This window comes from uncultured Pelagibacterium sp. (genome assembly GCF_963972885.1).
Classification (GTDB): domain Bacteria; phylum Pseudomonadota; class Alphaproteobacteria; order Rhizobiales; family Devosiaceae; genus Pelagibacterium; species Pelagibacterium nitratireducens.
Window position 1 is genome coordinate 19,122 of sequence record NZ_CAXAXY010000028.1, and the last position, 12,923, is coordinate 32,044.

General features: G+C 62.5%; 13 protein-coding genes, 1 other RNA gene and 1 pseudogene. 6 read left to right on the forward strand and 9 right to left on the reverse strand.

Annotated elements, in window-relative coordinates; translation table 11 throughout:
* Positions 1–206: 206 nt before the first annotated feature.
* The 5 genes and pseudogenes from AACZ55_RS06925 to AACZ55_RS06945 all read right to left on the reverse strand — a co-directional run bounded on the left by AACZ55_RS06925 (position 207) and on the right by AACZ55_RS06945 (position 3,861).
* The gene (locus AACZ55_RS06925; RefSeq protein WP_338609999.1) at positions 207–392 is read right to left on the reverse strand and encodes a DUF2065 domain-containing protein; all 186 of its coding nucleotides are present in this window, start codon (positions 390–392) and stop codon (positions 207–209) included.
* A 355-nt stretch (positions 393–747) separates the two neighbouring features.
* Positions 748–1,599 (reverse strand): annotated as a pseudogene (locus AACZ55_RS06930) (protease modulator HflC); the annotation flags it as partial.
* On the reverse strand, positions 1,599–2,708 hold the full coding sequence (gene hflK / locus AACZ55_RS06935; RefSeq protein ID WP_338609998.1) for an FtsH protease activity modulator HflK: 1,110 nt from the start codon (positions 2,706–2,708) through the stop codon (positions 1,599–1,601). The gene hflK and the pseudogene AACZ55_RS06930, both read right to left, overlap by 1 nt.
* A gap of 164 nt (positions 2,709–2,872) precedes the next feature.
* Complete coding sequence (locus tag AACZ55_RS06940) at positions 2,873–3,382, reverse strand: dihydrofolate reductase (RefSeq protein ID WP_339644555.1); 510 nt, start codon at positions 3,380–3,382, stop codon at positions 2,873–2,875.
* Positions 3,379–3,861 carry a GNAT family N-acetyltransferase gene (locus AACZ55_RS06945; RefSeq protein WP_339644559.1) on the reverse strand — a complete coding sequence of 161 codons (483 nt, stop codon included), beginning with the start codon at positions 3,859–3,861 and terminating at the stop codon, positions 3,379–3,381. The genes AACZ55_RS06940 and AACZ55_RS06945 overlap by 4 nt, the downstream gene beginning before the upstream one ends.
* A gap of 169 nt (positions 3,862–4,030) precedes the next feature.
* Here AACZ55_RS06945 and AACZ55_RS06950 point away from each other — a divergent pair, with 169 nt between their 5' ends.
* Positions 4,031–4,327 (forward strand): hypothetical protein, encoded by a 297-nt coding sequence (locus AACZ55_RS06950; RefSeq protein ID WP_338609995.1) that lies wholly within the window; start codon positions 4,031–4,033, stop codon positions 4,325–4,327.
* Positions 4,328–4,422: 95 nt separating this feature from the next.
* Complete coding sequence (gene greA / locus AACZ55_RS06955) at positions 4,423–4,905, forward strand: transcription elongation factor GreA (RefSeq protein WP_339644562.1); 483 nt, start codon at positions 4,423–4,425, stop codon at positions 4,903–4,905.
* 87 nt (positions 4,906–4,992) lie between these two features.
* Here greA and AACZ55_RS06960 read toward each other — a convergent pair whose 3' ends face one another.
* The 3 genes from AACZ55_RS06960 to AACZ55_RS06970 are packed head-to-tail and all read right to left on the reverse strand — an operon-like array spanning position 4,993 to position 7,096.
* On the reverse strand, positions 4,993–5,325 hold the full coding sequence (locus tag AACZ55_RS06960; protein ID WP_339644565.1) for a MazG nucleotide pyrophosphohydrolase domain-containing protein: 333 nt from the start codon (positions 5,323–5,325) through the stop codon (positions 4,993–4,995).
* Complete coding sequence (locus AACZ55_RS06965; RefSeq protein WP_339644566.1) at positions 5,322–6,281, reverse strand: DUF4424 domain-containing protein; 960 nt, start codon at positions 6,279–6,281, stop codon at positions 5,322–5,324. Before AACZ55_RS06965 ends, AACZ55_RS06960 begins: the two co-directional genes overlap by 4 nt.
* A gap of 20 nt (positions 6,282–6,301) precedes the next feature.
* Complete coding sequence (locus AACZ55_RS06970; RefSeq protein ID WP_338609988.1) at positions 6,302–7,096, reverse strand: thymidylate synthase; 795 nt, start codon at positions 7,094–7,096, stop codon at positions 6,302–6,304.
* Positions 7,097–7,179: 83 nt separating this feature from the next.
* Between AACZ55_RS06970 and ssrA the strand changes: the two genes are divergently transcribed.
* From ssrA to AACZ55_RS06985, 3 genes are all read left to right on the forward strand, one after another.
* Positions 7,180–7,536: a transfer-messenger RNA gene (ssrA, locus tag AACZ55_RS06975) on the forward strand.
* A 69-nt stretch (positions 7,537–7,605) separates the two neighbouring features.
* Positions 7,606–8,106, forward strand: a complete 501-nt coding sequence (locus AACZ55_RS06980) for an SspB family protein (protein WP_338609987.1) — start codon at positions 7,606–7,608, stop codon at positions 8,104–8,106.
* A 6-nt stretch (positions 8,107–8,112) separates the two neighbouring features.
* Positions 8,113–8,325 carry a ribbon-helix-helix domain-containing protein gene (locus AACZ55_RS06985; protein ID WP_338609986.1) on the forward strand — a complete coding sequence of 71 codons (213 nt, stop codon included), beginning with the start codon at positions 8,113–8,115 and terminating at the stop codon, positions 8,323–8,325.
* On the opposite strand, the gene AACZ55_RS06990 is transcribed toward AACZ55_RS06985, so the two are convergent.
* A complete protein-coding gene (locus AACZ55_RS06990) occupies positions 8,308–11,952 on the reverse strand; it encodes an AsmA family protein (RefSeq protein ID WP_339644569.1) in 3,645 nt (1,214 codons plus the stop codon). The two genes, AACZ55_RS06985 and AACZ55_RS06990, sit on opposite strands and share 18 nt — an antisense overlap.
* A 294-nt stretch (positions 11,953–12,246) precedes the next feature.
* Between AACZ55_RS06990 and AACZ55_RS06995 the strand changes: the two genes are divergently transcribed.
* Positions 12,247–12,923, forward strand: a 677-nt coding sequence (locus AACZ55_RS06995; RefSeq protein ID WP_339644571.1) for a chloride channel protein, incomplete at its 3' end; no start/stop codon positions are given.

A 12,923-nucleotide genomic window follows, 5' to 3' on the forward strand; every position in this document is an offset into this window, starting at 1 on the left:
TTCGACGTCGAAACCCTGCCCATCGAGCACGTCGATGGACGAAACCAATGGTCGCCCTCAAGCGCATTGCTGAACGGGCCCGGAGCGTGTCCAGCAAAACCATGTTCTCGACGCGATCGGGGATGGAAACGGTTTTGCGGTTCGCAACACGCGACAAAGCAAGGTCTTAGAGCCAAGGATTTTGTTCAATCAAATCCCGGACGGCTCTAAAATCGCACGACCGTGAGCACGATCAGGCCTGCCGCTGCCATTCCAAGCGCTGCCATGCGCAATTGCTGGCTCGGCAGCGCGATCATCTGGGCGACCATCCTTTTCATCTGCTCGGGAAATGCAGCGTAAAGCAGCCCCTCGATAACAAAGGCCAGCCCCAGAGCGGCAAGAAGATCGGTCACTTGAATTCTCCTCAAAAAAAAGAGGCGCACCCGAGGTGCGCCTCCATTAGCAATTGCAGCCGCGCTCTTATTGAGCGGGAGCGGGCTCGGCGTCCTCTGCAGCGGGCGCAGGTTCGGCCGGAGCCGTTTCTTCCGGAAGACCTTCACTGCCCAGGTTCTCGGTCTCGAGCAGTTGCTCGAGATCCTGAACATCCTGCTCGATGCTTCCGGCTCCTTCGCCCGAAACCAGCGAATCCGTTGCCAGCAGATCGTCGATCTCTGTGGAATCGATGGGCTCTTCGCTCGGTCCTTGAACCCCGATATCGATCGGCGTCGCCGTCGGTGCCGGGAAGTCGGGCAATTCGCCGTTCGAACCGAAATAGTTGAAGAACGCCGAGTCCGGCGAGAGCACCATGGTGGTGTTTCCATCGGCCAGCGCGTTGCGATAGGCCTCCATCGAGCGGTAGAACTCGAAGAAGGACTGGTCCTGGGAATAGGCTTCGGCGAACAGACGGTTCTGCTCGGCGTCACCTTCACCGCGGATGATTTCGCTGTCGCGATTGGCGGCCGAAACCACCTCGACCGCCTGACGGTCGGCGATGGCACGCAGGGTTTGTGCCTGCTCCTGACCACGAGCGCGGATCAACGCGGCTTCCGCATTACGCTCGGCCTGCATACGCTCATAGGTCTGCTGGGACACTTCCGGCGTCAGATCGGTCACCAGAACGCGCACGTCCACGACCTCGATGCCCAACTCGGTCATGTCGGTTGCCACCAGATCGCTGGCTTCACGCATCATTTCCGAACGCTGTTCGGAAAGCGCCGCATCGAACTCACGCAGGCCGTAAACGGCACGCAGAGCCGATTCCAGACGGGTTGCGATACGCTGTTCGGCAAGCTGAAGGCTGCCGAGCACCGTCTGGCGGAACCGGATGGGATCAACGATACGGTAGGTGATGAAGGCATCGACGATATAGAACTGGCCGCCCGAAACCTGCAGGCGGATACGTTCCAGGTCGTAGCGCAGAAGGCGCTTGTCGATATATTGCACGGTTTCCACGAAATCGGTCGGAACCTTGAAGTAAATCCCCGGATCCTGGATTTCGCGCGTGATTTCGCCGAAGCGCATCACGATGGCCTGCTCGCGTTCGTTGACGATGAACAGCGAAGAAAACAGCACGTAGGCGGCAATGACCACTGCGACGATTGCTATGATGAGCCTATTCATTACTGGCTACCTCCGCTCTGGAGGGTGGACCCGCTGCTTCGCAGTTCGGGCAGCGGCAGATAGGGGATGACCCCCGAACCCTGGCCACCTTCGAGAAGCACCTTCTCGGTTCCGCCCAGAACCTCTTCCATCATTTCAAGGAAGATGCGCTGGCGGGTGACCTCTGGCGCGTTGCGGTATTCGTTGTAAACGGAAACGAAACGCGCCGCCTGGCCCTCGGCCTCGTTGATCACGCGGTCACGATAGGCTGCGGCCTCTTCGCGGATCGCTGCGGCCTGACCACGCGCGCTACCCAGAAGGGTGTTGGCGTATTGCCGTGCTTCTTCCTGGAAACGGTCTTCGTCCTGCAGCGCGCGCTGCACTTCGTCGAACGCATCGGCAACTTCGGCCGGCGGTGCCACGTTTTCGATCGAGATGTTGGAGATCGTCACACCCACGCCATAGCTGTCGAGAATGTTCTGGGTGATCTGCTGCACCTCGAGCGCGATCCCGGTACGATCGTCACGGAACACGTCCTGCGCCGTCCGGCGCCCGACAACCTCACGCATCGCGCTTTCGGCGGCCTGGCGCACCATTTCGTCGGGGTCGCGAACCTCGAACAGGTAAAGCCGCGGATCGGCGATCCGCCACAGGATCGAAAAGCTCATGTTGACGATGTTCTGATCGCCCGAAAGCATCAGCCCGCTATCGCGGTCATTGGTCGTTCCCGTGCCCACGCGGGTCTGGTTTTCCGTTGTGGACGCACGCTCGACGCGCTCGATCGGCCACCAATGGAAATGCAGGCCCGGACTGGAGAATTCGTCCTTGGGCTCCCCGAACAAAAGCTCGACGCCCACTTCGTTCGGCGCGATGGTATAGATCGACTGGCTGCCCCAAAAGACCAGCGCCGCCGCAACGACACCAATCACCAGCCAGCGCCCGCCGCCCGGAATATTTCCGCCGCCGCCGAACTGCTGCCGGCCGCGTGCCAGAATGTCCTCGAGATTGGGAGTATTGTTTCCCCCGCTGGGACGGCGTGGACCGTTACCGCCACCACCTCCGCCCGGCGCCTGGCCCCATGGACCGCCGCTGCGGCTCCGGCGGCCGCCCCTATTGTCTTCCCACGGCATTTCGTCCCTTTCGGTTTGTCGTGAAAGTGCTTTTGCTTATTGATGTTTTATATAGGGAACCATGGCTCCCCGATCAATGGAAACCGGGTGCGGCACGAACCACCTTGGGCCATGGTAAACGCGATTTTGACCGCGCCGTGATCGCACACGGCGTTCGATCTCTGTCAGCGTCGCTCGTATACCATGGTCACAAAGCGCGCGCTGTCTTTTTCCCCCGGCACGATTTCAGGCAGCACCGTGCCCACCCAGACCGCGGGATCGATCTGGGGAAAGAACGTATCGCCGTCCGGCGCGGCGTCGACATGGGTGACGTAAAGCCGATCCGCCAGCGGCATGGCGGCCCGATAGATCTCCCCGCCCCCATTGATGAACAGCTCATCCACCCCGTCACGCTCGGCAATCTCGCGCCCTCGCGCAATCGCCTCTGACAAATCGCCGAACACCTCGACACCCTCGGGCGCAAAATCGGCGCTGCGCGTCACAACGATATTTGTCCGCCCCGGCAAGGGCTTGCCGATGGATTGAAACGTCTTGCGCCCCACGACCAGCGGCTTGCCCATCGTCGTGCGCTTGTAGAACGCAAAGTCGGTCGGCAGCCGCCAGGGCAGATCGCCCGCCGCCCCGATCGCTCCGTTGCGCCCCACCGCCGCGATCATCGCAACCACCACGCTCATGATTTGCCCGCCAATGCGACAAGGTCCGCCCCGCTCACCCGGCACACCGTCCATTCGTCCTGCATCAGAGCTCCTTGCGCCTTGTAAAATTCTATCGCTGGCGTGTTCCAGTCCAGCACCCACCATTCGAACCGTCCCAGCCCTTCGTCGATGCAGCGTCGGGCCAGATGCGCCAGCAGCGCCTTGCCGATCCCCTTCCCCCGCACCTCGGGGTCAACAAACAGATCCTCGAGCCAGATGCCATGCCGCCCCTGAAAGGTCGAGAAGGTATAAAACCATAGCGCGAACCCCACGGGCTTGCCGTCAAGTTCGGCAATCTCGCAAAAGGCCCTGGGGTTTTCGCCGAACAATTGCGCGCCGATCTGCTCGACAGTCGCCTCGACTTCATGGCCGAGCTTTTCATATTCGGCGAGCTTGACGATGAAATCGAGCACAAGAGCCGCATCGTCGGCAACCGCCATCCGGATATCGGGTTTCATCGTCCTGCCTTGACCTGCCGCCGGGACCTTCACATGGCGCGATTCCAGTTCGCGCGGCAACCACGACATCCAAGCACCGGCTTGACGCTCACATGCGCGTCCGCCAGGAACCTCCGCCCGTTCGCGGCGTTGGACTGTATCTCGCCCGAAGCCATGAAGGGACAGCACAATGACCGATCCGCAAAGAGGCCCGGTGCGCGGAGCGCCCGTGCGCAACCTCGCCATCGGCATTCTGGGCATCCTTGCCATCCTCGCCGTTGTCTATGTGGGATTTCTGGTGTTCTTTGCAGCCAGCGAGCCCGAGCGCGCCGACAACCCCGCAGAAATCGGCAGCTCAGAGGTGCCAAGCGAAGGTGTCGCGGTGCCCGATGGCGGCGATCTGACCAACGAGCCCACCCAGGCCGCGCCCGATTCCCCGGCCCGCACGCTGGAAAACATCGAAAGCTCCGGGGCCGCCGACCCGTGAGCGAATGGGCCGCGACGGCCTTTTAACCGCCGCCGTCAGACCCCACATGATCTGTGTGGTCTATTCATTGCGTAACCCCAAAGGAGTGCGCCAGATTGAGCGTTGCGTTCACCAAGGAAGAAAGTGCGGAAACGGCATCGGAAACCCTGTTGCCCGATCGCCCCATTTCGCCCGAACCCAACCTTGTGACCGAGGCGGGGCTTAAAGCCCTGCACGATCAGCTCGACGCTGCCCGCATGGCCTATAACACCGCCAGTGCCATCGAAGACGTCAACGACCGCCGCCGCGAAGCGGCGAGCCCTTTGCGGGACCTGCGCTATTTCACCCAGCGCGTGCGCACCGCCCAGCTCATCCCGGCACCGGTTCAAACCGATACCGTCGCATTCGGCAGTACGGTAACCTTCAGCCGCGACGACGGTCGGATACAGAAATACCGCATAGTGGGCGAGGACGAGGCCGATCCCAAATTAGGATCGATCTCCTATGTCTCCCCCCTCGCCCGCGCTCTCATGGGCAAAACCGCAGGAGACATCGCAAATCTGGGCGACAAGGAAATCGAGATTATCGAGATATCTTAGGCGGCGGCATCCCAAGGGAGGGCCGAACCGCGGACCCGCGCCAGCGAACATGGCCGTTTGCGGACCACGATCAGCCAGTTACACAACCTAAGCCAGATACCGAAACCACTTGCGCTCCAGCGCCGTGGTCAGGTCGATGCCGTTCTGTTTGGCAAAGATCAGCAGCATCGCCAGGACATCGGCGGCTTCATCCTCGAGCGCTTCGCGCAGCCCATCTTCCGACTCGCCCTCGCGGCGCCCCCGGCCGGTCGATTTCAGAAACGCTGCCACCAGCTCGCCAGTTTCCTCGGAGAGTTTCAGCGCCGCCCAGTCGCGATCCCGATCGATATCACATCGCGTGGCATAAGTGTCCGAAACCTTCCCCACCGCCTGCGTCAAAGCCGCGAGTTGCGCCCGCGCCGCATCCTTGTCCGGTCTCAATAGTCGTCCCTCCGCACCACGAACAGCACCTCGATATCCTGCCAGGGGTAGAAATCCTCCTGCACCATCTCGAAGGTCGTCGGCCCGGTCTTGGTAACGCCCTCGCCGCAGAACGAGACGAAATTGTCCACGCTGCCCTTGTCGACGGTCAGCCGGAACGTGCCGATCGAATGTGCCCAGTTGGCGCCCGACGACAAAATGTAGGTAAGCCAGCTTTCGGTGAACGGCGCCGACCACGGCTCGTCCGGGCTGGTCAGCGTGCGTTCCACCGCCGCCACCAGATCATCTTCGAGACAGTATTTTTCCTCATACTCGGCCCGCTGGCCATATTCGGTGTCGATGAACGTCGCCGCCACCGTTCCACCCAGCCCGGGCGTGTAGCGGTGGCTCACCTCGACGATCTCACCCGCCGGAAACACCGCTTCCCACAGATAGGCCGATTTCAGCGTCCAGTCCGGCGAATAGCGTCCGGCTTCATCATAGGGATAAGGCCCCAGGGCCCCGATGCTCACCAGCATTTGCTTGTCCGCTTCGGACAACGCGTTGACAGCATCCTCGGTCGAAAGCAGATGCGGCGCCAGCGGCACGCCGAGCTTCTGCAACGCCTTTGTACGATCTACCCCAAGCGCGAAAACCGATTGGTGCAGTTCGGCCTCCACCGGCCGCCCGTCAAACGTGGTCGAAAAGCCAAAGACATTTTCAGGATCGTCGGTCGGGAAACCCGCCATTTCATAGGGCGAACTCTCGATATCAGGCATCGGAAACGCCACGAGGACATGCTGATCGGTATCGGTCAGATTCTCGAATTCATAGGTAACCCGAACCGCGTCCATCGAGAGATAGAGGTCCTCGCTGAGCATGCGCACGTTCTCGTTCTGCGCAAATTGCAGCCCGCCAACCCCCACAGTGGCCATCGTATCGTTGCCATGGGCGGGGAGCGCCAGCCCAAAAGCCATTGCTCCGATCACCCATGCCTTCATACTGCCACCTGTGCCTTGATGTGCGGATCGGGGTCATACCCGACGATCTCGAAATCCTCGAACGCAAAGTCGAAAATGGAACCGCGCCTGGTAACGATCTCCAGCCTCGGCAGCGGCTTGGGCGAACGCTCAAGCTGCGTCTGGGTCTGCTCGAAATGGTTGTGGTAGATATGAGCGTCCCCCAGCGTATGGACGAAATCGCCCACCCCCAGCCCGGTCACCTCGGCCATCATATGGGTCAAAAGCGCATAGGACGCGATGTTGAAGGGCACGCCCAGAAAGATATCCGCCGAGCGCTGATAGAGCTGGCAGGAAAGCTTGCCGTCGGCGACATAGAACTGGAACAGGCAATGACAGGGCGGCAGCGCCATATCGTCCACTTCCGCCGGGTTCCAGGCCGAAACGATGTGACGCCGGGAATCGGGCCTGGTCTTGATCTGGTTGACCAGATTGGCGATCTGGTCGATATGGCGCCCGTCCGGCGCCGGCCAGCTGCGCCACTGGCTGCCATAGACCGGGCCGAGATCCCCGTTCTCGTCGGCCCACTCGTCCCAGATCTTGACCCCGCGCTCCTGCAGCCAGCGCACATTGGTGTCCCCGCGCAAAAACCACAAAAGCTCATAGACGATGGAACGGATATGGAGCTTTTTCGTCGTCAGCAGCGGAAAGCCTTCATTGAGGTCGAACCGCATCTGATAGCCGAAAACCGAACGGGTCCCCGTCCCGGTCCTGTCGGCCCGGTCCACCCCGTTTTCCATCACATGGCGCAAAAGATCGAGATACTGCTTCATTGTGGGCCAATGTTTATCGCGATTCGCGCGGCCCCGGCGCACCGATCGCGCATCGCGATTGTTTTTGCACCCTTTGTTCGCACCCCCTTTTCATCGGGGTCCATGGTCCTTATATTGAGCGTGCCGGCAACGGCTATGGCGATAAATTGCCATCGTAATAAACCCATCGGACCCGGGGGCAGTACCCGGCGCCTCCACCAAAAACCCTCTTCTTACAGAGGCTTATGGGGGCGAAACAGGATCGACGAGGGCGTAAAGGGTGTGTTTTCGCTCGGCATGGTACCACCGTTATCGGACTAAAACTTATAGTTGCTAATGACAACAATAAGGCTCCGGTCGCTCTCGCCGCGTAAGCGGTGCGAGAACTGGGAATTTAAGTCCTACGCTCCTAGCCGGGTGTAGGCGGGGTCCGCAGGCACCTGGCAACAGAAGCCTGCATTTCTCTTGAACCCCCGCGCAAATTCAGGCTGTTATGGGCTCAATGAGAATCGCTTAGGGAGCTGCCGTAAATGGCACAAGACCACATCCGCTACGACATTTTGGCCCAGGAAGCCCTGCGCGGCGTCGTACGGAAAGTGCTGAGCGAAGTTGCTCGCACCGGCCTGCCCGGCGATCACCACTTCTTCATTTCCTTCGTGACGCAAGCCCCCGGCGTGCGCCTGAGTCAGAAACTGATCTCTCAATACGACAAGGAAATGACCATCGTCCTCCAGAACCAGTATTGGGACCTGAAAGTCTCCGAAACCGGTTTTGAGGTCGGTCTTTCGTTCGACGGCGTCAACGAGACCCTGCTCATTCCCTTTTCGGCCATCAAGGGCTTTTTCGACCCCTCGGTCCAGTTCGGTCTCCAGTTCGAAGTCGCCGAGACACAGGCCGGTCCGCGCATTGTGGCCGACCCCGATGATCCGGAGAGCGACGACATCGCCGATCTGGCCGAAACCGACGAACCCGCCATCGAAGAAGAAAGTGGCGAAAAGGTCGTCAGCCTCGATTCCTTCCGCAAGAAATGACCGACGGTGCGCAAGCGCTCGCTGACCATTGCCGGCCACCGCACCTCCATCGCGCTCGAACCCCCCTTCTGGGAGGCGCTGCAGTCCATTGCGCAGGCGCGTGAAATGTCCCTGCCCAATCTGATCGCCGAGATCGACGAAACGCGCGAGGATTCAAATCTGTCCTCGGCCATCCGCGTTTTCGTTCTGGCCTGGTTCCGTTCAGCGGCCGGGCGTTAGCGCCTGCAGGTCCAGCGCGCCCGGCGGCAGCACCGTAAACGACGAATTGATATCCTCTCCCGCGCCCGGCCCCGCCTCCGGCTCCGGCTGTGATGATGGCGCAGGCTCGGGCTGTGACAGCTGCTCCTCAAGCTCCTGAAGCTGACGCTGCTGCTCTTCGATCTGCAACCGTTCGGCCTCTTCCTGCTGTTGTTGCAACAGCAATTCGGTCTGCCGCCGCGCCTCTTCCTCCATCAGCCGTGCCTGCTCTTCGGCCGCGGCGCGCTGGCGCGCCTCCTGCTCGGCCCGCAATGCCTCGAGCTCATCGAGCTCGATTTCATAGGCCCGCATCTGGATCGCATCGACCATCGGTCCCAGATCCAGGCTCCGCTCGGGCGCAAACAGCGTCCCCTCGATCCCCAGCCCGATCCGGCCCGTGGTTTCGGTAATCAACCCGTTGCCGGCCAGCGCTCGCGTCAGCGCCAGTGTCCAGTCCGCTTCGAGCGTTCCGGTTTCCACATCGAGGCTGCCCCCGCCCACCAGCCTGGCGTCACCACCGTCGATGGCAATGTTGGCGATCCGCGCCACCCCGCCGATCAGCCGCACCAGCCCGCCCGCGTCCTGGCTTTCGAACGGCCCCGATTGCAGCGCCGTCGCAACCAGAATTTCCAGTGCCTCGGGTTCGATCTCGATGAGATTGTCCACATTGGCCGCCGCCTGAAACGCGTCCGGCGACAAGCCCTCGATCCGCAGGTCCTCGACCGAAAAACTGCCCTCCCCGTTCAGCGATCCGGCAAAGGCCCGATAGCTGTCGCCGCTCCCCTGAAACTGCATTCCAAGGGTCAAGGTGCCGCCCAGCACGTCAGCCGGCGTATCGGGCAGCGCCGCATCGATCGCAACGCCATTGAGCGTCAACCGCCCGCTCAGGCTCTTGTCGGCCAGCGCCGAGGCACAACATGCCGTTGCGTCGAGCTGGATCGTGCCACCCCCGAATTCGCCAAACAGGCCGCGCAGCCCCACATCCTCTTCGCCCCACGCATAATCGAACGCCAAAGCTTCGATCAGCCGTTCTTCGCCCGCCATCAGCACCGGCGCCGTAATGGTGATCCGCCCCCGCGTCGTCCTCTGGTTTGCCCCCAGATCGACCGGGCCGTCGGGCCACAGGCCGGGTGAAAAATTGATCACGCCAGCCGGCCCGGCCAGCATGGCGGCCACCGTTTCGACGTCGATCCCATCGAACCCCAGCGACCCTGTCACAACCGCTGTTTCCCGCTGCGCCGCATAAGACAGCGTTCCGCTGATCGCCCGCTCTGCGGCACTGGCCGAAATGTCGGACAGCGTCACGCTCTCAGTGCCCACAAAACCGATATCGGCCTGCCCTTCGAGCCCGGGAAACCACACGCCCTGCGCGCCCGCCATCTCGGCCAGAGCAACCCCGTCCGCAAACAGGAAAGAGGTCTCCCCCTCGCCCCGGATCGAGCCTGGATCGGCCAGTTGCAGCGTGCCGGAAAAATCGATCCGCTCTCCGCCGCCCTCGAGCGAGAAATCGGCATCCATGTTGCCCTGTGGGTTGCCCTCCAGCCGGGCGCTGGCAATCGCGCCATCCTCTCCGGCAATCAGCGACGCCAGCCCCAGCTGGTCGAGCAATTGCGTGCCGCTTCCTGCCGCCGCCTCAAGCGAAACCACCAGATTTTCGCGCCCCAACCCACCTATGCCTCCGGTCATGTCCAGCCGCCCGGAAACCTCACTCACCCCGGCCCGGCCATCGAGCGTCAAAATCTGCACGCCATCGCGTCCGGGCGCTTCGAGAACCACCGACATTTGCGCGGGAAGGCTGCCCGACACAGCCTGGCGCAACGGATTGTCCTCGCCCGTCAACAGCCCGACCGCGGGAGCATTCGATGCAATCTCGAGACGGCCTTCGCCCGCGACGACCGGCGCCGCCAGCGTGCCGGACAGCCGGCCCGTGCCCTCGAACCCGACCCCGCCATACGACCCGACAGCAAGGCTTTCGAACTCGAGCCCCTCCGCGCTCCAGGCCGAACGCAGCGAAAGATCTTCGAGCCCCAGCCCCTCGACCCGCGCCGCCTCCACATCGAGGTCGAGCCGCCCCTGCGGGAAGCTCAGGCCAAACGCGCCTGCCGGATCGATCGGCGGCAGCAGCGCCAGCAACGCCGTGCTCTGGCGCGCGTTAAGCGCCGACAGCCCTGCGGTGACCTCGAGCGAAGGCGCATCCCCGAACCGCATATCGCCCGATACCGTGTGAACCGTCTCGTCAAGCACCAGCAACCCGTCGATAAACCGCAGCCGGTCGTTGACCAATTGCACCCGCCCGTTGAGCGAACCGCCCATACCGAACAACGGATTGCCCTCCCCGGCCCGCTTCCAGAGCAGCGAGAGTGCATCGAGCCGCGGCGAGGCCATCGACAGCGTGCCCTCGAAGGCCGGCCAGCCCGCCGCCCGGCCCAATTGCCCGGTCAGTTTCAGCGTCGTGTCTCCCGACAGCCGCCCCGAAAATTCCTCGACCGTCCAGCTCTCGCCATCGCTCGTGGCGTCCAGCCGCACGTCGCGCACCGCAACGCCGCGCACCGAAAGCTCGTTGATCGCCATGGCGATCCGTCCCGGCAGCGGCGGCATCAAAGGCTCGGGCATGCCGCGCAACAGCCGGACGATTTCGAACGGCTGGGTGCCCTCGTCCGTCACCGCCCGTGGCTGGAGCGCGACCACGCCGCCCGATACCGTAGCGTCAAACGCCGGCTCCGCCCCAAGGCTCAGCGTCGCCTCCCCGGTCAGCCGGGTTGCCGTCTGGTTCTCGTCGGGCAGCAGCACGAACTCGGAAAGCGCGATCCGCTCGGCATCGGCAATGAGCGGGCTTTCCAGTGTCATCCCCCCGACCACCGCTTCACCCTGATCGGCTGGCGGGGCCTGCCGATAGGTCAGTGTCCCTTCAAGGCTCGGCGCTCCTCCCGTATCCAACAAGCCCTCGGCGGTCACCGAAAACGCCCCGCTGGTCGGCCGCACAAAGGCACTGACCTGCATCTGCCCGGCCGCATTCATCGCCGATGTCGAAGCCCGCACGCCATAGGCCGTGCCCTCATGGACGGCCTGCCCCTCGATAGCGAACGGCCCGCGAACGCCCGTCAGCGCCATATCGCCATTGAAACCGTCAGCCCGCCAGCTCTCGCCGCTGCGCAGATCGGTCAGCCGCACCACGCCATCAGTCAGCTGCGCATTGGCGATCGACACATTGGTGACCGTCGCCGATTGCGCCAGCGTGATCGGCGTCTGCAATTGCCCCTCTTCATCGATCACCAGATTGAGTTCGGGCTCGATCAGCCGCAATTGGGTGACGGTGAACCGGTCGCGCAGGAAATCCATCAATGACAGATCGGCTTCGATCAGCCGCGCCGACCCCACCGGCGCCTCCGCCGGCCCAAGCCGTGCATTCTCGAAATGCATGCGCGGCTGCGGCAGCAGGGTAAAATCCATATCGCCGGCAATCTCGACCTCGACCCCCAGCGCCTCGGCCGCCATCTGCTCCATGCGCGGCTTATAGGCGTTCCAGTCGATGAACCACGGAACGATAAAGGCGCCCCCCATCAAAAGGATCGCGATCAAACCGATGGCGATGTAGATGCGATTTGCCAAGCCGTTGGCGTCCTTTTACAAAGTCGATGGAAGATTAATTTGAGATCGGGACCCAAAGGGCCGCGAAGCGAACAGTTGCAGACTTTTCCGGTTCGATCTCACGCCAAGACAGCGGCCCAATTTCCCATTCCGATTCAACCAAGCGGTATTGGACCTTAGGCATATCGCCCCGCCCCGTCACCCGGCTTATCCCGCCTAAGTTCAAGATTTCACAACCTGTATGCGGCAAGTTGCCTTGCAGATGCAAACGCAGCACCTTAAGCGGGTCCGCTTGATGCCAAACCAGGAAGCTCCATGACGACGCCGGTGAAAACGGCCAAGCAGATCTATTTCGTCACCCAGCGCTGGGTCCGCCCGCATCTGGCGAGCTTTTTCGCCCTGCAACAGCCCCGCCTCTGGCTGCTCGCCATCCTGCTCGGCGTGATCGGCGGAACGCTGGGCATCGCCTTCCGCCTCGCCATCGGTTTTATCCAATGGGTCTGGCTGGGCACCACCTCCGAACAGGTCCTCACCACCCTCTCTGCGCTTCCCTGGTGGTGGCCATTGGTCGGCCCTCTCGGTGGCGGCGTCGTCGTCGGCATCATCCTCTATTTCTGGCGCCCACTGGGCCGCGCCGGCGGCGTCGCCGATGTCATCGAGGCCCGCGTGCGCGAATCCTCGGCCCTCACCTTCCGCGGCGCAACGGTCGCAACGCTCGTCACTGCCATCACGCTCGGCTCTGGCGGCAGCGGGGGCCGCGAGGGGCCCATCGTCTATTACGCAGCCGCGGCATCCAAACTCGGTTTCCGCATCTTCCGCCTGCCCGCCGCCGCGCGCCGCATCGCCCTGGCCTGTGGCGTGGCCGCCGCCATTTCCTCTTCGTTCAACGCCCCCATCGCCGGTGTCCTGTTCGCACACGAAGTCATTCTGGGCCACTTCGCCATGAGCGCCTTCGTGCCGCTCGTCATCGCCTCGGTGGTCGCCGCCATCAT

Excerpts from the sequence above, each read along its gene's own strand:
- hflK (WP_338609998.1), bottom strand. The coding sequence starts at position 2,708 with ATGCCGTGGGAAGACAATAGGGGCGGCCGCCGGAGCCGCAGCGGCGGT.
- AACZ55_RS06940 (WP_339644555.1), bottom strand. The coding sequence starts at position 3,382 with ATGAGCGTGGTGGTTGCGATGATCGCGGCGGTGGGGCGCAACGGAGCG.
- AACZ55_RS06945 (WP_339644559.1), bottom strand. The coding sequence starts at position 3,861 with ATGAAACCCGATATCCGGATGGCGGTTGCCGACGATGCGGCTCTTGTG.
- AACZ55_RS06950 (WP_338609995.1), top strand. The coding sequence starts at position 4,031 with ATGACCGATCCGCAAAGAGGCCCGGTGCGCGGAGCGCCCGTGCGCAAC.
- AACZ55_RS06965 (WP_339644566.1), bottom strand. The coding sequence starts at position 6,281 with ATGGCTTTTGGGCTGGCGCTCCCCGCCCATGGCAACGATACGATGGCC.
- AACZ55_RS06970 (WP_338609988.1), bottom strand. The coding sequence starts at position 7,096 with ATGAAGCAGTATCTCGATCTTTTGCGCCATGTGATGGAAAACGGGGTG.
- AACZ55_RS06980 (WP_338609987.1), top strand. The coding sequence starts at position 7,606 with ATGGCACAAGACCACATCCGCTACGACATTTTGGCCCAGGAAGCCCTG.